A 24,612-nucleotide genomic window follows, 5' to 3' on the forward strand; every position below is an offset into this window, starting at 1 on the left:
AGGCACTGGCGGATTTTGCCCAGAATCCGCTGGAATATGACCTCAGTGAGATGATGGACAACGAGGAGATCCAGGAGATGGCTCGGGATGTGGAGGCGCTGCGGAAGGAACTGTACGAGGCCGCTGGCCGCAACCGGGACTACCATGTGAAGGCAGAGGACATGAAGAATCTGCTCCCCGACTGGGAGAACGCCACCGGCTGCATCGCCACCAACCGCATCACGGTGGAGGGCTGCAAGGTCGGCTACTGCTACCGGGAGAAGGCGGACGGTGACTGGGACAGCGGCTGGCGCTTTACCGCTGGTGATGAGAGCGACGAGTACATGGACGACCCTAACAACGCCGGGATCTACGGCCTCAACTCCATCTGCAACGACGATCCCGACATCATTCCTCTGCTGAACACCCCCGCCCCCTGCGCCTTTGAGCGGGATGAAAATGGCGTGTTCCAGCAGATCAAAGACTGGAAACCGGATGAGGACGAGGAGGACCCGGATATGGATATTTTGAAGCAGTGCCAGAAGTGGCATGAGAACAACGAGCATCACAAGATCATTGAAGCACTGGAGGGTATTGAGGAGCGCACTCCGGAAATGGACAGCCAGCTTGCAAGGGCGTACAACAACGAGGCAGATCACAGAACGCTGGAAGGCAGAGCTATGCTCAAAAAGGCCATCGCTCTCTTGAAACCTCATGAGGAATACTTTGAGGGAGACTACTACTGGAACTTTCGCATGGGCTATTCCTATTACTATCTGGATCAGGAGGGCAGGGCTCTTCGTTACTTTGAAAAGGCATTGGAGGCCCGCCCCGACGACGAGGACACCATGCAGCTGATCGACGGGTGCAAGAAGGGCATTTCTCTGCCTCAGTTCTCGGAGTGCTTCCGGGAGCGGACGGAATCTACATGGAAGGACTTTGCTCGGCAGGAAGCCCAGCTTCGCCGGATGATGGATGAGGACAAGGACCACACCCGGGGCCAGGAGCTGGTGGACCGGGTGGAAGGGATTCTGAACCAGGCGTTTGACGAAATCTCTTTCGAGATGGGCGTGGGCGGCGAGAAGTACGAGCTGATCCTCACCCCGGAGGGGGATAAGGTCAAGCTCTTTGAGCTGGTCTATTTCCAGAAGCACGCCCCCAAGGAGGTGCTGGAGCACTGGAACATCCTGGTGGGCCGTCAGCCCATCCGAAACATCGGCTTTCGCACCGACGATGGCTGGGACATCTCTGGGGAGGATGTGCAGATTTGGCTGGAGCAGCAGGGCAAAAACAGTTTCGCACTCTCCGCCTACTGCGAAAAGCTGTTGCCCATGTTGGAGGAAGAAGAAGGCCGGGCCTGGTGGATGCTCACCACCCTCACTGACCAGGTGTTGGGCGAGATCCCCCACATGAGATACATAGGCAGCTTTGATGTACTGGAGGCCCCCAGGGCAGAGCCGTCCATCCCCATGTCCCAGCTGCCGGACAAGCTGAAGGAAAAGGGAGCGAATCTCTCCACTGACCCGGAAGCCTATCTGAACAGCTACCTCGGCTACAAAATGGAACCCAACAAGGACCCGGATGCCGATTGGCGGCTGGATGTGATGGTCGGCTCCACCAACTGCGTGCCGCTCATCAACGGCTATCTGGATGCCGACAATGACTTCATGGACGCTCTCCATGCCGACGGCGCGGTGGCTGGCTTCTTCTGCTATCCTTTGGATACCCTGCGGGAGGAGGAAGGAACGGATAAGATCTTCGACTTCCGGGACAAGCTGGAGGAAGTGTTCACCACTGGCGACGGCCCGGAGATCCTCACCCTCACTGGTGGAGCCACCGGCCTTTTCTGCGGCTATGTGGACTTCATCGCCTGGGACATCCAAACGGCGCTCCAGATGGCTAAGAAATTCTTCGAGGACAGCGACATCCCTTGGGCCAGCTTCCACACCTTCCGTCGGGAAGCAGGCACAGTGAACCTGAAAACGCCGGACGATGAGGAGCCGGACGATGAGGATCAGGTCTCCGAACTGGACGAGACGCTGACGGGCATGGACTATATCCCTTACACCCCGCAGAACGAAGAAGAATTCTTCCAGCAGCTGGAGCAGTGGAATGACGAGGACGAGTACACCCGCTGCATCCAGGCATTGAACGCCATCCCGGAGGACTGGCGGAACTACCGCATCGTCTATGCCATGGCCCAGGCGCTGGAAAACTACGCCATCCTGGGCGACCATCAAGAGGAACCACCCTACTACAAGGCAGAAAAAGCCCTGCTCCGAGCCATTGAATTACTGGAATCGGTTCGGGAGGAAGGCCAGGACAAGGCCCAGTGGAATATGCGGATGGCTTATGGATACCAGTATCTCTACCATCAGGAGGAAAAGGCCATCCCCTACGCCCAGCGGTGGGCGGAGCTGGACCCGGAGGACGAGAATGCCCCAGCGGTGATTCAGGAGTGCCAGAAAGAAATCGCAAAGCGGGCCGAGGCAGAGTCCGAGGACGAGAGTGACCACACAGGCGTCTTCACCGGCTTTGTGCTGCTGTCCAAGGCAGAATGGGATAAAGAGCAGTTCATCCGGGACATGAAAGAAAAGTGGGACATTGCCGTGGATGAATACGACGCCAGCGAGGAGAAGGATGACGACGCGCTGGTATTCGAAGTGGGCGACATACTTGCCGCTGTCAGCCTGGCGACCTACCCCATCCCCGGCGGCGAGGCCGAGGGCAACGCGGAAAACAACTATATGTGGGAGGATGCGGTCAAAACGGCCAAGGCGCACCGTGCCCACCTGATGGTGGCGGTGCTGGGCAAGGAGGAAAATCTTCTGGAAAAGGGCAAGCTGTTCACCAAGGTGGTAGCCGCCTGCTGCCGGCAGGAATATGCCACCGGCATCTACACCAGCGGCGTGGTGTTTGAGCCCCGGTTCTATGAGGGCTTTGCCGACATGATAAAGAACGACGAGCTGCCCATCTTCAACTGGATCTGGTTCGGCCTCTGGCAAAATGAGAAGGGTCTGAACGGCTACACTTACGGCATGGAGGCGTTCGGAAAAGACGAGATGGAGGTGCTGGGCACCAATGCCGACCCCAATGACCTGCGGGATTTCCTGGCCAGCCTTGCCTCCTATGTGCTGGAGAATGATGTGGAATTGCACGATGGGGAGACCATCGGTTTTGCGGCAGATGATAAGCACACCATCACCCGCAGCCCCGGCGTCGGCCTGCCGGAGGAGCAGATGACCCTGAAAATCTCCTGGGCGTTATCGGACGGTGACCCTGACGATGATGGCGATGACTCGGACGGCGAAGCGTCCGAGGATGAAGAAGCCTGTGTTCCCGAGGTCTACACCGAGGAGGAGATGAATGCCATCGAGGGACACATCCAGCAGTATTTCGGACCGTTTGAGAATGTGTTCCACGAGCTGGACTCCCTGGATATCCATGTGGATATCTGCATTGTTCCGCCTTCGGAGGAGCGGGACTACTATACTCTGGTCACCATGGGCATGGGGGCCCACCGGATGAATGTGCCGGAGGCGCTGGCGGAGTACAAACTGGAGCGGGCGGAGCTGGCCATCGCCCTGCCTAAGGACTGGAAGCTGAAACAGGATGACATAAAAGACGAGCGGTGGCACTGGCCCATCCGCCTGCTGAAAGCCCTGGCCCATCTGCCCATTGCCAGCGATACCTGGCTGGGCTTCGGCCACACCATGGATCATGAGGAGGACTTTGCAAAGAACACAAAGCTGTGTGCCGCCATTCTCACCGGTCCCCAGGGGACGGAGGAGGGCAGCGAGGTCTGCATCCTGCCCGGCGGCGAGGAGGTCAACTTCTATCAGGTGATCCCCCTCTACCGGGATGAACTGGAGTATAAGCTGGCCCATGACGCGGACGCCCTGCTGGACAAGATGGAGGGCATCAGCTTTGTGGTGGAGCCTGACCGCCAGGATGCCATCACTCGTGGCACCCTTTCCAATGATGATTTTGACGGTGAGATGGACGATGCCTCCTATCATATCGAGAGCATTGAGGAGAAGGGTCTGCCCATTGACCCAATCAATGCCTACAACCACATGGCCATCTACCTGCGCTGGTGCATAGAGCATGATCTGATGGGCGACGAATTTTTAGAGGAATACGGCGATGTGGTGCAGAAGGTCAAGGCTGACCCCACCGGCGTGGATCTGCGGGCATTTATCCGGGATGAGCTGGACGGTCAGCTGGTCGGCCCAATGTTCAACAAGATCGGCCGAGCCTTTGCCGCCTACTACTATGGTGCATATTCCAATGGTCAGGAAAGTCCATTCTTCCCCAGCGACATCGACAACTACGCCATCGGCGTCATTGGACAGGAGCGCAACTACTCCGACGAGATCCAGAACGAAGCCTACCTGTTCATCCCCTTTGATGAGGACTACTATCAGGCCATGGCGAAGGTGATCGAAGAACGCTTCGAAAACTGGCAGGGGCAGGACTTCGACGAGGACACCCTGGAGCCCTCGGAGCTGGCTGAGGCTTTGATGGAGTATCTGGACTGTGAATGCACCTATTTCCCCTCCATGAAGGACGATGATCCCATCATGTCGGCATACAGCTATGCCAAACGGGAAAGTGTCAAAGAAGGCTTTGTGCCAGTGCTCATCAAGGCGGATGACGAAACCCTGTGGGAGTGCCTCATTATGAATTCCGACCCGGACAGTGATGGTGAGGACGACTATGCTTTCGACCCGGACAAGGTAGCCGACTACCGGAAGAAGATACTGTCTGCACCTGTCAAGGACAGCAAGGCGGTCCTGGAGGCACTGATCGGCCAGCGCAAGGAAGAAGCCGAGGACGATGATCTGGACTGGGAGGAGGAAGTCCTGGGCGAGATGGAGGGCGGCTATGACAATGACCGCTTCTCCTGCTACTGGGACTCGGACAGTCACATGACATATCCGCTCATTCTGGCTAAAATTCCGGTAAAGAACCCCTGGGAGATCTTCGCCTATCTGCCCTTTGGAAATTGGAATGAGTGTCCCGACACACCGGACCTGATGGCAGTGGCGAAATACTGGTTCCAGCAGTATGGCGCCATCCCTGCCGCCATGAGCCACGATGAATTGGAATTCCTGCTCCCAGCCCCTGTTTCCCAGGAGAAGGCCATGGAGGTTGCCACAGAGCAGTACGGCTTCTGCCCGGACATCGTGGATCAAGAACAAGATGACCCCACTGTGGGCAATCTGGCGGATGTCCTGCGGCAGTCCACCGTCTGGTATTTCTGGTGGGATTGATGGGAGGTGCGACCAATGACAGAATATCAGAAAACCTATATCGAACTAAAAAAACAGTTTGTTGCGACCAATGAAGGTCCGGACAGTGTCCGCGCTCTATATACCTTCAAGGAAGAACTTGAGCAGAGTGAGGATCAGCAGGCCAAGGAAGTGCTGGTGGATGTGTATGATCTGCTGGACTTCAAGAAGGATGCCTATGAACTGCTCTGCCAAATCGGAAATCGTTCCGATAAAAAGACCCTCAAGCGGCTGGGCACGCTGAAGGACTATGCGGAAAACTGGGGCAATCATTATGCCCTCCCCAGGCCCAAAACGCCGGAGGAGAAGCAGAAAGAGAAGGAGCGGCAGGCCCAGCTGGGCCTGCCCGCCTTCCGGTATCACCCAAACCCTCTGGAAACTGGGGCTTTTGAGGAATCCGCAGACGGCGTTGTCTGCGACTGCTGCGGCAAGACGACCCATATTTTCTATACAGCCCCCTTTTACGCTGTGGAGGATATTGCATATCTGTGCCCAGAGTGCATCGCCAACGGCGAAGCAGCCCGGAAATATGACGGTAGTTTTCAAGATGATTTCTCTGTGGACGATGGTGTAGACGATCCAGAGAAGCTGGACGAGCTGATCCACCGCACCCCCGGCTACTCCGGCTGGCAGCAGGAATATTGGCGGGCCCACTGTGGCGATTACTGCGCCTATCTGGGCCCTGTGGGTGCCAGAGAGCTGCGGGCGCTGGGTGTGCTGGAGGATGTTCTAGACGATCCAATGTGGGATGACGAACATAAGGAAATGATTCAGGAATCCGTCAATGGCGGGCATCTGCAATGCTATCTGTTCCAGTGCATCCACTGCGGAAAACATCTGGTCTGGATGGATTTTGATTGAGGAGTTTTCAAAAGGTGGGATACAAGCGATGAAACCCAAAACACTGACCATTCAACTGAATGATGAACAACTGCCCATCCTTCCAGTGGAACCGGAAGCCCACCTCTCCTTTACCACTCATGCTGATGGAAATGAATTGGAGCTAACGGGAAACCGGGCGGGGCTGCTTCTATTGGCGAAAGCCGCTTTGGGTATGGCAGAAACTCTTCGCGGGGATGGATTCCACATCCATCTGGATGACCTGTATAGCATCAACTCCGAGGGAAAAAGCATCCTGATCCGAAAGGAGGAACGGCCAAAACCATGATTGAAAAAACCTTCCTCAACCCCGCCACAAATAAGCAGTGGCGGATTGAAATTGACGGACATACCATCCGAACCTGCTTGAATGGCGGGAAGGTCAAGGAGATCCTGTGCGACTCCGCCTTCCAGGTCAAGAGCAAGACTGCCAGCGCCATGATGAGCCAAATGCGGAAAGGATTTGTCTATCAGAATCCGGATGCCGCTGTTGGGCAGGCGCGGTGCCATCGGTTTGTCGGCAAGGACAGCAACGGCTTTATGCCCTTGGCTGCCGCCCTCACACGGGACGACTTCTTCCTGACGAGGGTGGTCGGAGATTTTGAGGACGAAACCCTCTATCACTTCGATGGCAGCGGGGCGATCCTTGAAACGGTCTCTCTGGGGGCCAAGCGGATGACCTATGAGCAGGTCCTCTGCCCCAATAATACCCTGCTGCTGAACAACAGCTATCTTCTCCAGCAGTTCTCACTCCGCTCCCATGAAATCACACCCTTTGCCAACAAGAAAAACAGCATGAAGACCATGCTGGATGTCAGCGGCGACCTGGCCCTGTGGTACACGGGCGAGGAGATTGTTGTCTTTGACTTTGGCAGCAACACAGAGGTGTGGCGGGAAACGGTAAAATGCAAGAAGTCAAAAGACCCGAATTTTGCCTATTACTGCTTCGGGATGCTCTCTCCCCGGCAGAGCAAAGCGGCCTACCGCGTCACCGAGGGTGAGTATGTGCTGGTCGATCTGAAGTCCGCCCAAAAAGTGGTGATTCCCAATGAGGGCTGGCATCCCTTCTTCTCTCCAGATGACCAGTGTTTCTCAGTGGGCGGCAGGTTCTATCTGACCCAGACCGGAGAGGAGATAGCCAATCCTTTCCCGTTTTCTGTCCGGCAGGGGCTGAGTGTTTCAGACACCTGTATGGTGCGGACAAGGGGCAGCCTGATGGCCGTTCAGCAGGAGCGGGGCAGCTCCCCCATAGAAGTATGGGATACCGGCAGCGGCCAGCTGCTGGCCACCATTGATGACCCCTTTGTGGTGCGGCAGGTGAATTTTGCCTTTACCAAGAGCGGGCTTGTCCTGCACACCGATTACGGGGCCATGAGCATCTATTCCTGCGCCCTCTAAAACGGAGAAGTGACCTATGGATAGTGAAGTATTAACAGTAAAACTCCTGGACTTGGTCGAGGGGCGGGAAACTCCCGAAACCTGGTGGAGCTGGTGGGACGAACATGAGACGGAGTTGGAAGCTCTGCTGGGTAGGGAGGAATTTCTGAAACTGAAGCCCCGCCGACACGGTTTTCAGTGGGTTCCGGTGTTTGGCAGCCAAAAGGGAGCCATCGCCATTCTGGAAAAGAGCGGCACAGCATTTGAGGCCAGCAATCTCTACCAGGAGCGGTATCTGGCCGAGCTGGATGCGTTCTGCAAGGAGCAGGAGCGAGTGCAGCGGGAAAAGCAAAAGGAATTCAAGGCCAGCCACCCGGAGCTATTTGGCCGATACCCCAAGTTCTCCAAGGCGCTGGCAAAGGTGCTGGACCTCTCTGACGAAATCCAGTCCGCCGCCACGGAGGAACAGATCGCAGATCAGGAAAGCACGCTGGACTTCACGCTCCCGTCCCAGGTGCGAGAGTTCTTCCTGCTGACCGCGGGCATCCAGGCGTCCACAGGCGTGGACCTTTTCCTTTCCGGGATGTTTAATCTGACCATTCATGGCGAGCGGTATTGTGTGCTGGGCGAGTTTTGGAAAGAAGCGGACGGCGACCAGCTCCTGCTCCGCCCCGGAGAGGAAACCATCTGGTACTACGCCCATGAGCAGGACAAGGTAAAGCGCCTCTGCGATGATATGACAGAACTGCTGGAGAAGAAACTGGCGAGGTATCTCAATGAGCACTGAAAACATCGCCTATGAAAAAAGGTATTGGGACTGGCGGGCGCAGTATGACGCCCTGTTTGTTCCGGGCAACCGATTTCCCTCGCAGGATGATCAGTTCCCCCTGACGGACGGATACTCCGTCCGCTCCAAAGCCTACTGCCACCAGGGGGGTCTTTACCTGAACGGCAGTGAAAACGAATTGCTGGACAAAGAGGGCCGGGTGCGGTATGCTTGGCGTAACATGGACACGGATGGTGAATTCTGCTCCCTGTTTCGCCACCGCAATGGAACACATTATCTGATCTTCCGCACAGAGCTGTATGGATACAGCGTCCTGGATGTGGAGCGCGGACAGGAGATGCACTATGTTCCGGCCTGTGTCCACCCGGAGGAGGGGCAGAAACCGGAGGAGGTATTCATCTGGACCAGCGCGGACTATGACCCCGACTCGGACCTGCTGGCCGTCACCGGCTGCATCTGGGCCTGTCCCTACTCCACTATTGTGCTGGACTTCTCCCACCCACTCCAGCTCCAGCCCCCGGAACATTGGCTGGATCTGCGGCGCATCATTGACCCGGACGACACCCGGTTTGACGATATCGAATTTGCCCGCTGGGAAAGCGACGGTCTGCTTCTTCGGGGCTGCGACACAGAGGATGGCCGGTGGAAAGAGGTTCGAGTGCCAATAGAGCAGTTGAGGGCTGAACTGTAAATGCGCGAAGGAAGAATGAAACATGATATTAGAAGAAATGTTCTGTGAGCTCTATGATAAATATGGTAAAGATTTTAACTGGTATATGATCCCCTCCACACAGGCGGACGGAGCATTTGTTGCTGAACTAAACAAAGAAATCGGACAAGATCACTTCTTATACGGCAAAAAAATCCGGGTGGTTGCGAAGTGTGAATCCAATGATGATGTGTTATATGTTCTCAGAAATGGAACAGGAAGAGACATTTACTATCTGGTCCATTTGACTTACTCAGCACATAATGTGGACGGATTTCCCCAGTATGAGGAGTTTGCAGATCTATTTGCAGTAAAAGAATTTATAGAACGATCATATATCGAAAATTATATGTAGCCTTAAAATTTTTCCTTATGGGGAATGCACTCTATCTACGGCAAGAGCAGAAAGAAGGCGGCTATCATGTCAACCTGGAGCGGAATTCGGAACAAGCTGGAGAATGAGTACCTGTGCCCGGCGCTCCGGGGGCGCATCCAGTATTTTGCCACCAGTTACTGGGAAAGCCATGACCAAACAGGCCGGGCAGCCATTCGACTGGACGGCGTGGAGGTGCTGCGAAGTAACTACTATGCCTATGAACAGAACTACTGGAACAGATATCAGGCCCTGCGGCGGGAGGGCATCGGCCAGGACGATCCAAAGGCCCCTTTCCGGCTGGCCCATGAAGGGACGCTGAACGACGGCTGTTTTGACAACATTTTTTTCTATGAGGCATTTCACGAATTTGACAACCAGAGCATCGAGAAAAGCCTTACCAGCGAGAATCCGCTTGTCCGTGTCTTTGCCCTTCTGGACCGCAGGCTGGGAAAGCGCCGCCTGCTGGCTTTGGAGGAATCCATGGAGCAGGAGCTGGACTGGGTGCGGGCCTTCTATGTGATCCGGATGCAGGCAGAAGGGCTGATGGAAAAAGAATAACATACAGGAGGAACCACTATGTCACAGATCGCATCCTTTTATCTTCTCAAAGACGGCCAGCGGCAGGAACTGTCCAACGGTGACTGCTCCGGCGCGGTCTATATGGCCATCTGGGATTGGTGTGAGAGCGAGCTGGATCTGGATGTCCGTTTTCCTGCTCCCCAGGCGGAGGACACCCTGGACTGCGCTCTGCTGAAGGGAGAGTTGGCGTCTAATGTGCTGGCAGCCCTGCGGGAGCAGGACCTCCCGGAGCTGGCCGCTGAAATTGCCCCAGACTGGGATCTGCCCACCGAGGCGGTGCAAAGCGGGCTTGAAACGCTGCGCTCCCATCTGGAACTGGTGCGGGGCGACATTGCCCTACTGTATGAAATGACTTGACGAGACTATGCCCAAGCCAAGGATGCAGGTTAAGAAACGGAGAGAAATACCATGGCAAGAGATGGACTTGTGTTCAAAGACGAGGATGGTCAGGTCATATTCAACCAGTACAGTTTCTGCGAACTGGTGAAGCACCTGCTGGTGGAGCTGGTGGGGATCTCCTATGAGGATGCATCCCAAATCGTGGAACGCTCACCGCTGGCAGCACCGGTGGATAATGTTATGGGCGTGGCGATATTCAGCCATGAACTGACTTATTACTGGGCTATGTTTTTCTACTATGGGAACGGTTACTGGTGGGAAAAGGGTATTCCAGCGCAGCCAGAGGACATGGATGCCTATGAAGCTCTGGAAAATAAGATCATGGAGAAATATGACTTAAAGGAACCCTTTGAGTGGGAATAAGAGGTGAAATTTATGTGGGAGAAGCAAATATATGAGCTGCTTGATAAACTGAGCCAAATCAATTATGAAGAACTCGATATAGACGATTTCTTAGATCAAAGAGACAGTGATCCTTTTGACAGTGAATGGGTCAGGGTTTATCAGGCTCTCGAAGAACTGAAAAAGGGAAAAACGGTTGCTGATACCCGAGAAATAGAGAAGAAAGCATACATCACCGTCTACGAAAAATCGGAGAATGATGAGTTGGCAGGGTACATCTCTGACGACTTTGGACTGATTGCAGACAGCAAACGGCTGGGCTACTCGGACAAATGGCTGGAGAAGCTGATTTCCTGCTATGAAAATGCAAGGATACCTTGTGGGGAACTTTGAGGGAGGTATTGCCATGGGACTTGACATCTACGCCGGAACATTGACCCGGTACTATTCTCACAACTGGAAAACTGTTGTTCAGCAGTGGGCGGAGGAAAATGGATGGGGCTTTCAAAAAATCACGCCAGATGGAGAAACTGCTGATAACGAGGAAGAAATGTCCCCAGCTGAGGTCCAGGCGGCAGTGGAGAACTGGCGGGATCAGATCTTGAGCGCCATTTCTCAGCCGGGCCAGCCCCCCTATACTCCCTGGCCGGAGGATAATGAGAAGCCCTATTACACCGACAAGCCGGATTGGGATGCCTTCGGCGCCATGCTGCTGGTGGCCGCCTGCCATACATACAATGAGCCGGTGCCTTCCACCGTGGAGAAGGACTGGAACTTTGGAGAGCATCCTCTGATCTCCCGCCTTGCATCAGATGAGGAGCGGGTCTGGTCCCTGTTCCGTGGGGCCACTTGGTGGCTGCCTCTGTCGGATGCCTTCTTCTTTCAGGCCCCTCTGCCCACCGATGATCAGGCAATGATCGCCACCCTGGGCGGACTGCGAAAGGAGTTGGAGAAGCTGAACCAGCTGGCATGGCAGGCCGATGAGGATACCATCCTTGGTTGGGCGGATACGGAAGGGTACCCGGTAGACGGGACCGTAGGCCCGGACGGACAGTATAGCAAGGCGGACATCCCGGAACACACCCAGTATGAGACCCAATCCCTGGCCAAGTTCGCCTTCTCCATGTTCTGGCGTGCCATGCGGTTTGCCGAGGAACAGCAGGTGCCCATCTTGCTTGACTACTAAGGAGGACTTTTATGGGATACGATGTAAGTTTTCACCCGATCTCGCCAGACGAAATACAGGAATGGTATTTTACTCCCCTAACCTGGATACAGCAGGGACAGGAAGAAAAGGTTCTGGCCCTTGCCGCGCAGCATGGAATCGAGGATTTCTATGCAGAAAAGTATCTGGACACCCTGCGGGTTGGGGCAGAGACAGAATCGGACGAGCTGTTTGATAAAAGCCATGGCTTTTATATTGCGGTGGTCCAGGGATTTTTCCGGGACTACTATTATACCAGAGGGAGCAGTTTCTCCTTCCTGATGGAGGAAAAGCAGGAATATGCCCGGTACTTCACCCCCTGGGCGCAGGTGGTGCCCACTGCCTTACCCAACCCGGCAAAGAACCAGATCATTGAAAACTACTGCTCCGGCGTGTACCTGTCTCCAAATCAGGTTTTGCAGATTCTCCGGGATCTGGAGCAGGAACCAAAGGTACTGGAAGATCTGGAGAAACATTGGAGCGATGGGCAGTTTGCTGTTCTGAAAAAGGCTCTTACTGCTGCGGCTGAACTGGGTACTGGTCTACTGGAAGCCACCGAAGTAGTGGAACCGAATCCCCTTCACCCGAACGAAAGCACATGTTACTCCAACCTGTTCCACTGTGATCGTGATGGGGTGTATCTCTATATCGACATGGCTATGAAACAGATCGCCCAAGCAATGGAGCAAAATAAGTCCGACCCGTGACGGCAGAAAATGACTCGGGAATGAGATGGTTTGTGCCTCTGTTTCCCTGCTCCATATTTGATTTGCAAATGGCCGCTGAATCCCAGAAAAAGTTTTTGTAAGGAGGTGGAGACTATGGAACAAAAACGCCCGGCAGATATATTTCAGGAGCTTCTGGACTACCTGTGGAACGGCCTGGGCCTGGAGGAAAAGGGCTGGAAGCGGCTGAAAAAAGGCGACTTCAAAAAGAAAACTAAAAACGGGCTGACCTATCAGATCTGGTTCGACCGGAGCCACTACAACTACATAGACTACGAAATCGGCCATGGAAATGTGGAGGTGGGCTTCAGCTGTATCATAAAGCAGGGAGATGACTACCTCTACTCTTTCAGAATTGAACCCACAACAGGCGGTTCATTCTTTCGGATGCTGACAGAGGACCTGCGGCTGGACACCGGGCTCCTGGACACCTTCCTGCCCCTGGTCAAAGCCAACTACCTCGACTTCATCGACCGCTTCGAGGCAGACCCCGTGGAGGCATTACAGCCGGTCTGCGCCCCCTTCACCGAGGCGGAGGACTACAGCTGGCGCATCCATGTGGACGAGCAGATGGTGGAACGATACGGGACAGTGGAACAGCTGGCGGAGTACCGCCGTCAGGCAGAATTGCGCGGAACGCCGGAGTGCAAGGCGAAGACCCATACTGGAAAGTTGCTGTTCTACCAGTCCCATGCCAAGGATGTGGATCATGCCTGGGCCTCAAGCCGCACCAAAGAGGAACTGGACCAGGTGGTGGAACCCTTTGTGCAGGCCATGCGGCAGACAGGACAGTGGACACAGGAGGATGAGGCGGGCTATCATCTCTACCGGCAGGAGACAGACCCAGAGAAGCGCACCTTTCGGGCCTGGTATCTCATCGCCAATCCCCAAGGCCTGCCGAAAGAGTTTGTCCAGAGAGAACTGGAGTTTCGGTGGAAGCTGTTCCCGGAGAAGAAGGAGGAAAACAAATGAGCAATCAAGTGTTCAAGCAGAACCTGGATGACAAAAAAGGCCCACAGCCCGGCGGCCCCTATCTCATTCAGATGCTGTTCAAAGAGCCGGTGGACATGCCGGACAAGGATGAGATGACCGCTGTGATGGAAAAGCACATCGATGCTGTAGAGTGTTTCTGCCGTGATAAAAAGATGGCCGGCTTTGCCGCCCTAGATCATATAGCGGAATTTCAGGATGGCAAATGCCCGGTACAGCTGATGGTAATGAAATGCGACAAGTTCAAGGGCAAAGGCTTTGATGCCTTCCTGATGAGCCAGATGTGGGACTGCCTGGATGAGCGGGAGCGAATCTTCACAGAGTGCCGGTATCAGGTCGTGGCCACCGATATGCTGACGGCGGCGCTCCCGGCGCTGGAGCGGGCCAACCTGGACGCCGACTTCGTGGAAGCCCTTGCGGAGCTGTACCCCACCTGTGAGGCGTTCTATTTCCAGAACTGCGGCAAGCTCCTGCTGGCGGAGGATGTGCGTTCCCATCAGATTGAAGGCTCGGATCGGTTTATCCGTTTTGGCGTCAATGTCCGATTCTTCAACATTGAGGGTACGGAGGATATGCTCATCGACACGGTGGGTATGAGCACCCTGTTTCTGCCGGATCTTCAGTATCACTTTCATGGCATGGACCCCAACTGGGTGGTAAACCACGCCTACAATGTGGCGTCGTACATACTGGAGCACAACAATCCCATTCAGGATGGGGAGACGGTAGATGGCGTAGCGGATGGTCAGATGAGCCGAGAGATCCAGTGGAAGTGCCAGTATGAGGATGCCTTGATCCAGCCCCCCAGAGGAGTGCTGGATATCAATATGGGAGAATTTGCTGCTGGGCAGCGGTAAAATGTAAGTGTGTTTGGGACGGATAGAGATGGATGAAAAAATGCCTGTGCTGACAAAGCATATCTGGTACTCACAGGAGGAAAAAATAGTATCGACTCAGCCAAGATCAGGTTATCAAGAGAGCAGCTTTGCCTCCCTCGAAGAATGGTTCAATTTCATTCATGACCTGACAAAAAGAGGTTATCGAATTACCTGATAGGCCATCCCTGGTAATGCATGAAGCGTAATATTTTCACGGTCGAATGGAGTCATCAAGGGGCAGTCCCCTCTCCCCTGCTCCCATTCTATTTTCTGCAATACGGCGAAAAGAAAGTTGTGAGTTCTGTTCCCCTATGCTATACTGAACATACCAACTGGAACTAACCGTAAAGGAATGGTGAGCTTAATGGCTGATTCTGAAACCAAGCGTGTACGCCGTACGCCGGAGGAAAGAGCTGCTGAGATTGACTCCAAAATCGGAGTAATCAACCAGAGCATTGAAGAACTCGAAGCAAAGAAGCAGGCCGCTATCGCCTCTTTTGATGAAAAAATTGCGGCTGCCCAGGAGCGAATCAAGGTACTAGAAGGAAAGAAACAAGAAATCCTTGCGCCAAAACCGCCACGGAAACCGCGTAAGACCAAAAAGCAAAAGATCCAGGAGATTTTGAAAGAAGCGCAAAAAAACGGAATGAAGCCCGAAGAGATTGCGGAGAAATTGGGCATCAATCTTTCTGAATAAGTAAACGCCGAGCATTGCGTCACATCCGACCGTAACCGTCAAATCTCCCGGCATATAAAAAGATAAGGCCGCCATCTCATTGCCTGTGCGCCAAGATGGCGGCCTTTTTATGTGCTGAAAAATTTTACCGTTACCATGGGATAGCTTCTCTTGCTTGCACTGACGGATATGCTTGTGGTAGTCGAGGCCTTATCTCTGGTCTTTTTCTTTTGGCGTTGTAGGCAGTGAAATAGTTTGTGCCGATAAAATCACCCACCCTTTCTATTGTCTGAACCTTATAAATCCTATCTTGCAATACTTCTCAAAAGGGAGTAAGACTGCTGCGTTACCGCCTCTTTTAGAGAGTAATACAAAAACACTTTCCCACCGCCGCCCTTATGGGCTGGCGGTGGGAAAGTGTTTTGCGCGCTCCCGCGGGGTTCGCCGGCGCCGGCGAAAAACCAAACTCGCTGTTCACCGGCCCCGATTAGAGATCAGAGCTGTGTCAGATCATCACCATACTTGATTACTTTCCCAGATCTTCATCGATTGCAACCTTCCACTTGAGATATTCTTGCCGTGCGTCCAGCTCTATCGCCTTTTCGATATAGTATGATGCCAACTCCAAGTTCGCAATCGGGGTTAAAGCAATATGCAAATAATACGCTATCAAATACGAGATCTTAGCCGCAACTTCTTTTTTTCCCTCGCTCAGATAGTGATGTAATGAATTCAGAAGAGCAAAAAACAGCTCATATTGCTTATAACTATTTTGTGTCTCTCCATAGAAACCTTCGAGTGATCCCGTGGTCATTTTACAGACTTCTTCTTCTGAAAAAACAGGATTTTCATAATTCAGTTCTATGCTTGCATCCATAGTTGCTCCCTCTTTCTTCTCACTTCAAATATGCTGTACTAAGCCATTTGCATCTACCACAGGCTGATCTGGGCTTCTGCAGACGTACGCATCAGTTCCGGGGATGCCACCGTGAGAATCCTTGCTGCAGCGTCATCGTCAGCGAGCCATCTGTGCCGCTGCTCCCCCGTCAGGATGAGAGGCATCCGGTCATGGACGGGCCGCATGGATGCGTTGGGCGATGTGGTCAATATGCAGTAGCAATCCTCATTTCCCCGTCGGTCATACAGTCCCGCCATATAGAGGGCGTCCTCCCGGGGAAGGGTAAACAGGTACTTCCGCTTCTGGCTGTCCCACTCGTAGAATCCCGTGGATGGGATCAGACAGCGCCGGTTCCGAACGCTGTCCCGAAACAGGGGCTTCTCTGTCGCAGTCTCAGCCCGGGCATTGATGACCAGTGTACCAGGTAGCTGATATCCCCACTTCATCAACTTAGGGACAGGCCCACCGGCATCGTCCAGGAGAACCGGTGCGCGGTTGGCCGGCCGCACCTCTCCCGGCGACCATGCATCGGCTCCATACTTGCGCTGGATGGCATCGGCAATCTGCCGAATTTCTTCGCATTGTTCCGCCGTAAACTGATACCGTCCACACATTCTCTATGGCCTCCTGTGCAACAAGTTGTACGCGCTGACACAAAATATAGTATATCACAAACAGATACTAAACAAAACAGGATCCTGCTATCGCCCAGAAATCTCCTCTTGCGCTAATCAAACAAATGTTCTATTATTAAAAGAAAGGGGGTGACACCAATGGGCACACGCCATATTTTACACTGTGACATGAACTGTTTCTACGCCAGCGTCGAGATGCAGCGCCATCCAGAACTGCGCAACAAGCCCTTGGCAGTGTGTGGAAGCAAGGAGGAACGTCATGGCATTGTACTCACAGCAAATTATATCGCAAAGCCCTACGGTGTTCGGACGGGCATGGCCATCTGGCAGGCGAAACAGCGTTGCCCCAATCTTGTTACCCTTCCCCCCGATATGAGCGAGTATATCCGTATCAGCCGCTATGCCAGGGAGATCTATAAGGACTACACGGACCAGGTGGAGCCATTTGGCCTGGATGAGAGTTGGCTCGATATAACAGGGAGTGTGGCGCTGTATGGCTCCCCCATGACCATTGCCCAGGAGATTAGCAATCGGATTAAGTCTGAACTCGGCATCACGGCCAGTATTGGTGTGGCCAACAACAAAATCACTGCAAAACTGGGCAGCGACTACAAAAAGCCGGACGCCATCACACGGATCGAGCAGGATAATTACAAGGAAATCGTCTACCCTCTGCCGGTGGAAGATCTGCTCTATGTGGGACCAGCCACCTCCAAAAAGCTACGGGCCATTGGGATCAGCACCATCGGCCGTCTGGCAGAGTGCTCAGAGGATGTTCTGCAACGGCGCCTCGGGAAAATGGGATTGGTCCTCAGCATGTTCGCAAAAGGACAGGATGTCTCCCCTGTTCAAAAGACGGATCATATCCCAAACATCAAATCCGTTGGCAATAGTGCCACCACGCCGAGAGACTTGGTGTCCGAAGGTGATGTGCAGCTGATGCTGCTCCTGCTGGCTGAAAGCATCTGTTCCCGCATGCGTGATCTGGCATCCCGCTGCACAGTCGTGGAGATCTATGTCCGGGATACTGAACTGCGCTCCATCTGTCGGCAGCGAAAACTGTCTGCCCCATCCTGCTCCAGCCAGGAGTTGGCAGAAGTAGGGATGGACTTATTCCGCCGCCACTATCACTGGGAGCGCCCGATCCGGAGCATTGGATTGCGTGGCGCGGGTCTGGTGGAGGCTGTCGGAACCGTCCAAATGTCTCTTTATGCAGATGATCAGCGGCGAGACAAGTGGGAGCGGATCGACCGGGCGGTAGACCGCCTGCGTCAGCGGTACGGCTATATGAGCGTACGCCGTGCGCTGCTGGATACCGACCCGCTTCTGGGCCACATCAATGTGCGGGACGATCACACCGTCCACCCGGTCGGATATTTTGGAGGATAACACAGATGGAACAGCGTGAAAAACGATATGTGCCGGTCATTGTCCGATTTGATACAGAGGGGCGCCTGCGCCCTATACTGATAGAGTTTGACGAGAGCCACAAATACCCGGTGGACAAAGTGCTGGATGTCCGGCGGGCGGCCTGCCAGAGTGTGGGCGGTGTTGGAGACCGCTACACCTGCATGATTCAGGGCCGGGAAACGTACCTGTGGATGGAGAAGGGGCGATGGTTCGTCTGTGCCAAGCGATGAACTGGACGAGAAAATGGTACGTTGACTTTGTCCTTCAAACCACTGGACGAATCTTCACATTTCCGTTATTATGTGAGTAACCATACCCAAGGTTGTAACCTCTTTCTAAAATGCGGGGTGATGCTCGATGTCGTGTAAAAGAACACATGGGCGACTTCTGATAGTTTTAGCCTGTATTGCAATCGTTGTAATACTGTTTGGCATCTACTTTTTATATCACAGAAACACCATGGCAAATCTAGTTCAATATGAATATGATGAAAAATCTGGTGACATTATGTTTTCCATTGATGATGCCTATTTTATATTTTCACTGACAAGCGAAATGGGAACAGTCACGATTCCGCCGTACAACGATGATACAGAGTGCGTAACAATTTCACTATGGGAAATTCCGGAAAACAAAAATGATGTTATTAGATTTATTCTAAAAAGCAGAAAAGATCCAGCCAAACAGTATGATTTCAAATTCGAGTTGAACCATTCAAAGACAAGTTATATTGAGCGTCTGGATTATCCCTTTGCACATGGACGAGTAAAGTACGAATATATTGATTGCGCTTGCCCTTTTCACAAAATCGAGCAGTAAAAACTACCGTTACAGAGTATAGGAATCTATAAAGTCTTGGAGGATTGCATACAGGTAATCCTCCAAGACTTTTTTATAAAAAATTCACAGCGGAAAATCGCTTTGCAGAATAGGAGGTTCTGGAAAAGAAGCAATTCTCCTTCTCCCCTGCCATCACTCTGAAGTGCCGAGCGCTCTGCGGGCCTTCGACACCCACTTTGCCTACCTCCACAAGTCCGGTGGCCTGCGATACAGGTTGTTCATTGAACTCCCATAGAAGGTCCCGCAGACTTTTGTGGTAATAAATACCCATCAAGATCACATCCCCCTATTCTCACTGAAACTTGCCTCACCTTTCATTTCCTGCTTTTTGAACATATCTGCAATTTGTATGTGCCGCAACAAACAAAACAGCCCCCGCTCCAATAGAAGGAACGGGGGCTGTTCGTTGTATCACCATTTGGCAACGATCTTGCCGTAGATCTGCTTTTTTCCGAAGTCGTATCGCTGGAGCATCACGATGACCTTGTCGCCGATGGCGAAAGCGGCGTCATCGTAGTGAAAGGAATAGGAGCACATGACCACCACGCCGTCGGGAAGATTGCAGAAGACGCCGCCGGCGTACTTGCCCGCAATCTCCGCCTGCCGCCGGGACCCCTCGGGGTGGCGCAGTTCCGCGCCGTCAAAGGGATTGGGATTGGTCTCCTTAACGGAGATGACCAATCTTCCACTCTCCCGGTCATACTCCTTCACGATGCAGTCCAGGGCGTCGCCCCGGTGGTACTGCTCCCGCAGGTCGGGGATGGCGGTATAGCGCATCTCCCGCTGGGTCAGGTCGATGTCGTACCCGCCGCACTCCACCAGGCAGCGCCGGGGGCCGACGGCCAGCACATGGCACTTGACCCGCGCCCCGGCCCGGTGCATGGACGGCTGGGTGGAGAAGTAGTAGCGGCGGGCGCGCAGGGCCATGCGGCGGGATGCGATGGCAAAGCCGGCCTCGCGGTCCACATGGGTCACCACAAAGTCGATGACCGCCCCGCTCATGTTCCGCAGCACATAGTCCGGCCGTTCCTCGCCCTGCATCCACATCTCGGTGGATGGGATCAGGATGCGCACGCGGAATGGGATCACGGTGGCGCAGTACATATCCTGGCGTACCATCTCCCCGGTGCGGCGGTCGCGGACCCGGACAGAGTGCCTGTCCACGCCGGCGATGGCGCCGGTGAGCACGCTGCGGCCGCGGTAGGATGCGTAGATGGAGTTCCATTCCTGTCTCTGCTCCGGGGAGAGGCCGCGGTCCAGGGCGTTGAAGTCCAGGTCATAGAAACTGCGCCGGTCGTTTCCCTGGGTTGTCTCCGGCTGAGAACGGTTTTCCAGGGTCGCTTCCGCGGTAGAAGGCCCGGACGCTTCTTCCGAAGCCGCGGCTGTCCGGCGTGTCCTTCTGGCCGCCCGGCGGCGGGGCGGGGGTTCCGGCTCTGCGGCATCGTCACGCCCGCCGTGTTCCGCTGCCCCGGGTGGGCCGCCATCGGCATTACCAGTGCGTTCCCCGGCAGGGACGCTCTCCGGCCCGTCTCCCGCCTCTCCATGGACAGGGACTTCGGCGCCGTCGGGACCATCCGACGGACCAGCCTCCAAGCCTTCCGCGGGCGGGGAAATGCCATCTGTCCCGGACACGGTTTCGTCCAAGGCATGTCCCGGGTCCGGGAACGGCGACTGCTCCCATTCGGGGAAGTCCGCAGGGGCCTCCCCGGCGGCGTCCGGCCAGGGCATACCGGCCGGTTCCTCCGGCACGGGCATATCCCCGTCGATCCTGTCTTCGGCGTCCGGAGAGGGGCCCGGCTCCAGGCCGAGGATCTCCGGCGCCGTCTCGTCCCCGGCATCCGGCTCCATGGCTCCGCCGGATTCCTGCTCCAATGCCATGTCCTGCCCATCTGCGGACGGGTCTTCCGGCACCGGCGCTGAGTCATCCGATTTGGGTGCGCCCTCCTCCATCGGCGCAGCCGCGGGGTCCCCGTCAGGCAGGGCCGCGGCGTCCTCTGCCATCCCAGTTTCCACAGCAGAGGGATCTTCCACAGTTTCGGCGGCAGGGACGGGCTCCATTTCCAGTTCAGGGGCAGGTTCGGGTACGGCTTTCTTTTTCGGCATAGCTAATTCCTCCTGTCATGTCAGTTTCCTTCCCGGGCAAAGAAACGGTGGGAGCCGTCTTTCTGCCGCAGGGCGTAAAATACCGTGTTGGGGATGGACAGTGCCGGCGGGGGACCGCCGCCCGAAAGCAGGACCACCACACGCTCGGCCCTGCTCACGGCGGGGGGCGAGCGCGCGTCGGGGCCGATGAGGTCGCCGGCGTGGAGCACGGCGAACAGGCTTATTCGCCTGCCGGCCACAGAGAAGCGCAGCAGCACCGCGCCCTTAGCCTCCGCCCAGAAGTCGGACGGAACGGCGCCGGACAGTTCCAGCATCACATCGATGGCCTCCAGTAGCCGTGCGTCAGGCGCTTTCTCCGGCAGGAAGATCACATCGCCCTGGCGGCGCACCTTGACATCCCCGCAGCGAAACTGCCGCAGCATGGCATCCAGAAAACCGGGCGGCACCGCCTTCTCCGGCGGGAAGAACCGCGCCTTCAGCAATGCATCCAGCTGATTTTTGCGCGCGCAACCCAGGCGCCTCAGCACATCCAGCACATACCGCTGCTGTTTGGATAAAAGCATTGTTTACCACCTCCTCTCCGGCGGGGCGCGCAGGCTGTTGAGATAGGGATCCACCATCAAATCGCTCTCGCTCTCCGCGATGCAGTTGAGGATGGTCGCCATGGTGTAGGCCGTGGAGTTTTTGACCTCGCGCTCCAGGTTGGCGGCCAGTTTGCTCTCCGCGGAGCGCAGCACCATGCCGTCCAGCAGCCGGAGTTTGGCGCGGATGCGGCTTTTGGGGAGCGTGGCGTTTCCAATGCGGAAACTGTCAGAATAGAACAGCCGTTCCACAGCGTTTTCAAACACGCGGGCTGTCTCCGGGTCAAAGCAGTCAAGTTCGCAGGCGTCCAGGATGTCCAGAAGTTCCTCCTCTTCCTCCTCGTCTGTCCGTCCGTCCCAGGCCGCGCCCGCCGCCGGCTGGGGCGTGACAGACTGACTGACTTCTTTCTCACTAAGTTCTTTTTTTCTTTTTTCTTTCTTACTGGGCGGCGGATCGTGCGGTTCTATAACCGTCTTTTCCGCTGTTCCAGAGCCGCCGTTTCCGCCGTTCTGGAGCGGCAGATTCTGCGGTTCTGACGGCGGCGGGGACTCCGGCACCTCCTCAAGACCCGCCAGATCTGCGGTTCTAAAACCGCCCTCATCCCCCTCGTCCGTGAGGAAGGGGGCGCATTGGTAGTCCGGATCGTCCACAGGTTCCACCCGGGCCAGGTAGATCTGGTTGGCGTCGCCCCGGCCGCACCGTTTCTCCCAGATGAGCTGGCGTCCCGCCAGGACACGGAAGGCGGCGGTGACCCGTTTCTCACACACCCGCAGTTCTTTGGCCAGCGCCAAGCGCGGGAAAATGACGAACACCTCGCCCTGGTCGTTAATCCAGCCCTTCCTGCGGGAGAGCTGGAAACGGTTGAGAAGAAAGGTATAGGCTACCTTGGCGTCCAGGCTCATGTCGGCGTAGCGGGGGTCGGAAAAGAGCCAGCGGGGCATCTGCATGTAGTAGAGATTCTGTATGTCCGTCTGCTTCATCAAGGAGAAGCCGGGGCGTTCCTTCAGTTTCGCGGCCCTCATAGGGATACCTCCAGTCTATTTTTACATTCTCGAGCGGCTGTTCATAAAAGCATCAAACTTCGGGCGTTTTAGGATGTGAAATGCCTGAGCATCAGACAGAGCACGCATGGGAAACGCGCTGATCCATATCCCATGCGTGCCCCGCGGTCAAAACAATTCTTACTGCTATCCCTCCGGCTCATCTTCGCCCAGTACCGAGGCCACGCCCTTCTCCACCATGCCCAAATCGTCGTCCCCGCCGGTGAAGTCATAGTCAAATCTCGGCTCCGGCCCGTCCAGCGGCTCAGGCGCTTTCACATCCGGCTGGGCCGCAGGCGTGGGCTCCGGCTCCGCCTGGGGCGGTTCCTGCCCGGGATGCTCCACCGATTTTTCCGTCTCATTGGCCATACGCGCACGCCATGCGGGAATGTGCTCGCTCACCGGCGTCGGCCGCAGCTTTTGGAATGCAGGGAACTCGTCTGGGATGATCTTGTAGAGGAGCATGGGCTTCTGCCCCCGCAGGAGGACCAGGCACTGCTTGTTGTCCATGCGCTGGATCTCATCCGGCTGCATCAGCGCCCGCTGGGTGTTGCTGCGGGTCTGGGAGTAGGGCCGGGTGGTGGAGTAGACCGGGGAGAACAGCGGCATGAGGGGGAACTGGTTGTTGTTGACCCGGATGGTGACGGAGCCGCATTTGTCCGAGATATATTCCGCCGTCATCTGGTCGTTGCAGCCCAGGCAGATCTGGATGTCGCAGTTGCCGATCAGTTCCTCCCACTCTTTCTTCTCGTAGCGGTCGGAGAGCTGACTGATGGACTGCACGATGAGTTGGCAGTGGATGCCGCGGCTGCGGCATACGCTTAAAGTTTTCTTGAAATCAATCAATTTTCCAATGTTACAGAATTCTTCCAGGCATACATTCACCGTCACCGGCAGGCGTCCGCCGTCGCCCTCCCGCCGGGCGTAGTTCATCAGGCGGGAGAAGAGTTGGGAGAAGAAAAGAGAACTTAAAAACTCCAGGCTGCTGTCCTGGTCGGAGATGGCGCAGAAGTAGGCGCAGGGCCTTTTGCCCGGGAGCGTCATGTCGATTTCGTTATAGGCGGTGATCTTGTCCACCAGGGGATTCTGGAACACGGCCAGGCGGTTGCCAAGGCCAATGGCGATATTGCCCCAGATCTGGCGGTTTGCCAGCTTGAAGATGCCGTAGGGCGCTTTGGCCGGATGGTCCTTGGGCAGGCCGTTCATGATCTCCTCCAGGCTCTGGAAACTCTCGCTGGAGAGTAGCCGGTAGATGGCGCCCAGGCTCCGCTCGTGGATGGGGCGCAGTTTGCCGTCCGGCCCCTTGAGACGGATGACATAGTGGATAAGGGCCACCAGCAGATTCAGTTCCGCCTTGCTCCAGAAGTCCTGCCGCTCCTCGCTGTTGGATGTATTGTTGATGATAGGCGAAGTCCATGCTCATGACTTGCAAAAGCACAGACGCGAAATACTCCCAGCACTCCAGCACCATGCCGTAGATCCATTCGACAAACCCTTGAAAGATAAGCTCCAGCAATTTGGACACCTCCTTCCTGCCAGAGCCGGAGATTTAGAAAAGAGAGCCGGCCGTTCCCGCGCTGCGCTGCTCCGGTTTCCTGCCGGACAGGTTTTGCCATATCCGGCATCGCTTTTTCTCTTCCATAGGGAAAATCAGGGCGTCAGGGTGGCGAGGCCCGAGAAGAAGGGCGCGATATAGGCGATGAACGCGCCGATGCCGTTGACGATAGCCCAGGCGATCCAGATGCGCTTGAGCCAATCCCATGCCTGATCGACCTTGTGCTGGTTATTGGAGATCTTGGCGCCCACCACGGCTACCGCGGACATGAGGCCGGCCAGCACGGTGCTGATGCCGGCGATTTTGGAGTAGACATCCACGATGATGGTATTTGCAACCGTCCACATATCGTCTA

General features: G+C 55.3%; 27 protein-coding genes. 20 read left to right on the forward strand and 7 right to left on the reverse strand.

Going from position 1 to position 24,612, the window contains the following annotated elements; translation table 11 throughout:
• From B5F88_RS13725 to B5F88_RS13800, 17 genes are all read left to right on the forward strand, one after another.
• The coding region (locus B5F88_RS13725) for a DUF2185 domain-containing protein (protein WP_087347263.1) at positions 1 to 5,255 on the forward strand (5,255 nt) is incomplete at its 5' end.
• Positions 5,256 to 5,270: 15 nt separating this feature from the next.
• On the forward strand, positions 5,271 to 6,134 hold the full coding sequence (locus B5F88_RS13730; protein ID WP_087347266.1) for a CbrC family protein: 864 nt from the start codon (positions 5,271 to 5,273) through the stop codon (positions 6,132 to 6,134).
• Complete coding sequence (locus tag B5F88_RS13735; protein WP_242959799.1) at positions 6,127 to 6,441, forward strand: hypothetical protein; 315 nt, start codon at positions 6,127 to 6,129, stop codon at positions 6,439 to 6,441. Before B5F88_RS13730 ends, B5F88_RS13735 begins: the two co-directional genes overlap by 8 nt.
• The gene (locus B5F88_RS13740) at positions 6,438 to 7,550 is read left to right on the forward strand and encodes a hypothetical protein (RefSeq protein ID WP_087347269.1); all 1,113 of its coding nucleotides are present in this window, start codon (positions 6,438 to 6,440) and stop codon (positions 7,548 to 7,550) included. Before B5F88_RS13735 ends, B5F88_RS13740 begins: the two co-directional genes overlap by 4 nt.
• A 16-nt stretch (positions 7,551 to 7,566) precedes the next feature.
• On the forward strand, positions 7,567 to 8,316 hold the full coding sequence (locus B5F88_RS13745) for an SMI1/KNR4 family protein (protein ID WP_087347272.1): 750 nt from the start codon (positions 7,567 to 7,569) through the stop codon (positions 8,314 to 8,316).
• Positions 8,306 to 9,007 carry a hypothetical protein gene (locus tag B5F88_RS20740; protein WP_162612192.1) on the forward strand — a complete coding sequence of 234 codons (702 nt, stop codon included), beginning with the start codon at positions 8,306 to 8,308 and terminating at the stop codon, positions 9,005 to 9,007. Before B5F88_RS13745 ends, B5F88_RS20740 begins: the two co-directional genes overlap by 11 nt.
• 22 nt (positions 9,008 to 9,029) lie before the next feature.
• The gene (locus B5F88_RS13755; RefSeq protein WP_087347277.1) at positions 9,030 to 9,380 is read left to right on the forward strand and encodes a hypothetical protein; all 351 of its coding nucleotides are present in this window, start codon (positions 9,030 to 9,032) and stop codon (positions 9,378 to 9,380) included.
• Positions 9,381 to 9,446: 66 nt separating this feature from the next.
• Positions 9,447 to 9,959 (forward strand): hypothetical protein, encoded by a 513-nt coding sequence (locus B5F88_RS13760; RefSeq protein ID WP_087347280.1) that lies wholly within the window; start codon positions 9,447 to 9,449, stop codon positions 9,957 to 9,959.
• Positions 9,960 to 9,977: 18 nt separating this feature from the next.
• Positions 9,978 to 10,337, forward strand: coding sequence for a hypothetical protein (locus tag B5F88_RS13765; RefSeq protein WP_087347283.1), 360 nt, complete (start codon positions 9,978 to 9,980; stop codon positions 10,335 to 10,337).
• A gap of 51 nt (positions 10,338 to 10,388) precedes the next feature.
• Complete coding sequence (locus B5F88_RS13770) at positions 10,389 to 10,742, forward strand: hypothetical protein (protein WP_087347286.1); 354 nt, start codon at positions 10,389 to 10,391, stop codon at positions 10,740 to 10,742.
• Positions 10,743 to 10,754: 12 nt separating this feature from the next.
• Entirely contained in the window at positions 10,755 to 11,114 is a 360-nt protein-coding gene (locus B5F88_RS13775; RefSeq protein WP_087347288.1) for a hypothetical protein, read from the forward strand.
• A 13-nt stretch (positions 11,115 to 11,127) separates the two neighbouring features.
• On the forward strand, positions 11,128 to 11,907 hold the full coding sequence (locus B5F88_RS13780; protein ID WP_087347291.1) for a hypothetical protein: 780 nt from the start codon (positions 11,128 to 11,130) through the stop codon (positions 11,905 to 11,907).
• 11 nt (positions 11,908 to 11,918) lie between these two features.
• Positions 11,919 to 12,632: a hypothetical protein gene (locus tag B5F88_RS13785; protein WP_087347294.1), complete on the forward strand. Its 714-nt coding sequence runs from the start codon at positions 11,919 to 11,921 to the stop codon at positions 12,630 to 12,632.
• A 114-nt stretch (positions 12,633 to 12,746) separates the two neighbouring features.
• Entirely contained in the window at positions 12,747 to 13,622 is an 876-nt protein-coding gene (locus B5F88_RS13790; protein WP_087347297.1) for a spondin, read from the forward strand.
• Complete coding sequence (locus B5F88_RS13795) at positions 13,619 to 14,497, forward strand: DUF4261 domain-containing protein (protein WP_087347300.1); 879 nt, start codon at positions 13,619 to 13,621, stop codon at positions 14,495 to 14,497. The genes B5F88_RS13790 and B5F88_RS13795 overlap by 4 nt, the downstream gene beginning before the upstream one ends.
• Before the next feature lie 28 nt (positions 14,498 to 14,525).
• On the forward strand, positions 14,526 to 14,693 hold the full coding sequence (locus B5F88_RS20745) for a hypothetical protein (protein ID WP_162612193.1): 168 nt from the start codon (positions 14,526 to 14,528) through the stop codon (positions 14,691 to 14,693).
• 189 nt (positions 14,694 to 14,882) lie between these two features.
• Complete coding sequence (locus B5F88_RS13800) at positions 14,883 to 15,215, forward strand: hypothetical protein (protein WP_087347302.1); 333 nt, start codon at positions 14,883 to 14,885, stop codon at positions 15,213 to 15,215.
• A 505-nt stretch (positions 15,216 to 15,720) separates the two neighbouring features.
• Here the strand turns inward: B5F88_RS13800 and B5F88_RS13805 are convergent.
• Both B5F88_RS13805 and B5F88_RS13810 read right to left on the reverse strand, forming a co-directional pair.
• Positions 15,721 to 16,071, reverse strand: coding sequence for a hypothetical protein (locus tag B5F88_RS13805; protein ID WP_087347305.1), 351 nt, complete (start codon positions 16,069 to 16,071; stop codon positions 15,721 to 15,723).
• Between the two features lie 53 nt (positions 16,072 to 16,124).
• Complete coding sequence (locus B5F88_RS13810) at positions 16,125 to 16,706, reverse strand: SOS response-associated peptidase (RefSeq protein WP_087347307.1); 582 nt, start codon at positions 16,704 to 16,706, stop codon at positions 16,125 to 16,127.
• A 159-nt stretch (positions 16,707 to 16,865) separates the two neighbouring features.
• On the opposite strand from B5F88_RS13810, the gene dinB reads away from it, so the two are divergent.
• The 3 genes from dinB to B5F88_RS20290 all read left to right on the forward strand — a co-directional run bounded on the left by dinB (position 16,866) and on the right by B5F88_RS20290 (position 18,956).
• Positions 16,866 to 18,116, forward strand: a complete 1,251-nt coding sequence (gene dinB / locus B5F88_RS13815; RefSeq protein WP_087347311.1) for a DNA polymerase IV — start codon at positions 16,866 to 16,868, stop codon at positions 18,114 to 18,116.
• Between the two features lie 5 nt (positions 18,117 to 18,121).
• Complete coding sequence (locus tag B5F88_RS13820; protein ID WP_087347314.1) at positions 18,122 to 18,367, forward strand: hypothetical protein; 246 nt, start codon at positions 18,122 to 18,124, stop codon at positions 18,365 to 18,367.
• Between the two features lie 229 nt (positions 18,368 to 18,596).
• A complete protein-coding gene (locus B5F88_RS20290; RefSeq protein ID WP_140402128.1) occupies positions 18,597 to 18,956 on the forward strand; it encodes a hypothetical protein in 360 nt (119 codons plus the stop codon).
• A gap of 432 nt (positions 18,957 to 19,388) precedes the next feature.
• Here B5F88_RS20290 and B5F88_RS13830 read toward each other — a convergent pair whose 3' ends face one another.
• From B5F88_RS13830 to B5F88_RS13850, 5 genes are all read right to left on the reverse strand, one after another.
• Positions 19,389 to 21,080, reverse strand: coding sequence for a hypothetical protein (locus tag B5F88_RS13830; protein WP_087347320.1), 1,692 nt, complete (start codon positions 21,078 to 21,080; stop codon positions 19,389 to 19,391).
• Positions 21,081 to 21,100: 20 nt separating this feature from the next.
• The gene (locus tag B5F88_RS13835) at positions 21,101 to 21,643 is read right to left on the reverse strand and encodes a hypothetical protein (protein WP_087347324.1); all 543 of its coding nucleotides are present in this window, start codon (positions 21,641 to 21,643) and stop codon (positions 21,101 to 21,103) included.
• A 3-nt stretch (positions 21,644 to 21,646) separates the two neighbouring features.
• Entirely contained in the window at positions 21,647 to 22,684 is a 1,038-nt protein-coding gene (locus B5F88_RS13840) for a replication initiator protein A (RefSeq protein ID WP_087347327.1), read from the reverse strand.
• A gap of 165 nt (positions 22,685 to 22,849) precedes the next feature.
• On the reverse strand, positions 22,850 to 24,106 hold the full coding sequence (locus B5F88_RS13845; protein ID WP_087347329.1) for a type IV secretory system conjugative DNA transfer family protein: 1,257 nt from the start codon (positions 24,104 to 24,106) through the stop codon (positions 22,850 to 22,852).
• A 246-nt stretch (positions 24,107 to 24,352) separates the two neighbouring features.
• A partial coding sequence (locus B5F88_RS13850; RefSeq protein WP_087347332.1) for a hypothetical protein occupies positions 24,353 to 24,612 on the reverse strand: 260 nt, incomplete at its 5' end.

It is taken from the genome of Flavonifractor sp. An306 (assembly GCF_002159455.1).
In the GTDB taxonomy this organism is placed as follows: domain Bacteria; phylum Bacillota; class Clostridia; order Oscillospirales; family Oscillospiraceae; genus Flavonifractor.

Excerpts from the sequence above, each read along its gene's own strand:
- B5F88_RS20745 (WP_162612193.1), top strand. The coding sequence starts at position 14,526 with ATGGATGAAAAAATGCCTGTGCTGACAAAGCATATCTGGTACTCACAG.
- B5F88_RS13730 (WP_087347266.1), top strand. The coding sequence starts at position 5,271 with ATGACAGAATATCAGAAAACCTATATCGAACTAAAAAAACAGTTTGTT.
- B5F88_RS13760 (WP_087347280.1), top strand. The coding sequence starts at position 9,447 with ATGTCAACCTGGAGCGGAATTCGGAACAAGCTGGAGAATGAGTACCTG.
- B5F88_RS20290 (WP_140402128.1), top strand. The coding sequence starts at position 18,597 with ATGGCAAATCTAGTTCAATATGAATATGATGAAAAATCTGGTGACATT.
- B5F88_RS13745 (WP_087347272.1), top strand. The coding sequence starts at position 7,567 with ATGGATAGTGAAGTATTAACAGTAAAACTCCTGGACTTGGTCGAGGGG.
- B5F88_RS13755 (WP_087347277.1), top strand. The coding sequence starts at position 9,030 with ATGATATTAGAAGAAATGTTCTGTGAGCTCTATGATAAATATGGTAAA.
- B5F88_RS13810 (WP_087347307.1), bottom strand. The coding sequence starts at position 16,706 with ATGTGTGGACGGTATCAGTTTACGGCGGAACAATGCGAAGAAATTCGG.
- B5F88_RS13770 (WP_087347286.1), top strand. The coding sequence starts at position 10,389 with ATGGCAAGAGATGGACTTGTGTTCAAAGACGAGGATGGTCAGGTCATA.
- B5F88_RS13780 (WP_087347291.1), top strand. The coding sequence starts at position 11,128 with ATGGGACTTGACATCTACGCCGGAACATTGACCCGGTACTATTCTCAC.
- B5F88_RS13840 (WP_087347327.1), bottom strand. The coding sequence starts at position 22,684 with ATGAGGGCCGCGAAACTGAAGGAACGCCCCGGCTTCTCCTTGATGAAG.
- B5F88_RS13795 (WP_087347300.1), top strand. The coding sequence starts at position 13,619 with ATGAGCAATCAAGTGTTCAAGCAGAACCTGGATGACAAAAAAGGCCCA.
- B5F88_RS13775 (WP_087347288.1), top strand. The coding sequence starts at position 10,755 with ATGTGGGAGAAGCAAATATATGAGCTGCTTGATAAACTGAGCCAAATC.
- B5F88_RS13785 (WP_087347294.1), top strand. The coding sequence starts at position 11,919 with ATGGGATACGATGTAAGTTTTCACCCGATCTCGCCAGACGAAATACAG.
- B5F88_RS13790 (WP_087347297.1), top strand. The coding sequence starts at position 12,747 with ATGGAACAAAAACGCCCGGCAGATATATTTCAGGAGCTTCTGGACTAC.
- B5F88_RS13740 (WP_087347269.1), top strand. The coding sequence starts at position 6,438 with ATGATTGAAAAAACCTTCCTCAACCCCGCCACAAATAAGCAGTGGCGG.
- B5F88_RS13835 (WP_087347324.1), bottom strand. The coding sequence starts at position 21,643 with ATGCTTTTATCCAAACAGCAGCGGTATGTGCTGGATGTGCTGAGGCGC.
- dinB (WP_087347311.1), top strand. The coding sequence starts at position 16,866 with ATGGGCACACGCCATATTTTACACTGTGACATGAACTGTTTCTACGCC.
- B5F88_RS13800 (WP_087347302.1), top strand. The coding sequence starts at position 14,883 with ATGGCTGATTCTGAAACCAAGCGTGTACGCCGTACGCCGGAGGAAAGA.
- B5F88_RS13820 (WP_087347314.1), top strand. The coding sequence starts at position 18,122 with ATGGAACAGCGTGAAAAACGATATGTGCCGGTCATTGTCCGATTTGAT.
- B5F88_RS13830 (WP_087347320.1), bottom strand. The coding sequence starts at position 21,080 with ATGCCGAAAAAGAAAGCCGTACCCGAACCTGCCCCTGAACTGGAAATG.
- B5F88_RS13805 (WP_087347305.1), bottom strand. The coding sequence starts at position 16,071 with ATGGATGCAAGCATAGAACTGAATTATGAAAATCCTGTTTTTTCAGAA.
- B5F88_RS20740 (WP_162612192.1), top strand. The coding sequence starts at position 8,306 with ATGAGCACTGAAAACATCGCCTATGAAAAAAGGTATTGGGACTGGCGG.
- B5F88_RS13765 (WP_087347283.1), top strand. The coding sequence starts at position 9,978 with ATGTCACAGATCGCATCCTTTTATCTTCTCAAAGACGGCCAGCGGCAG.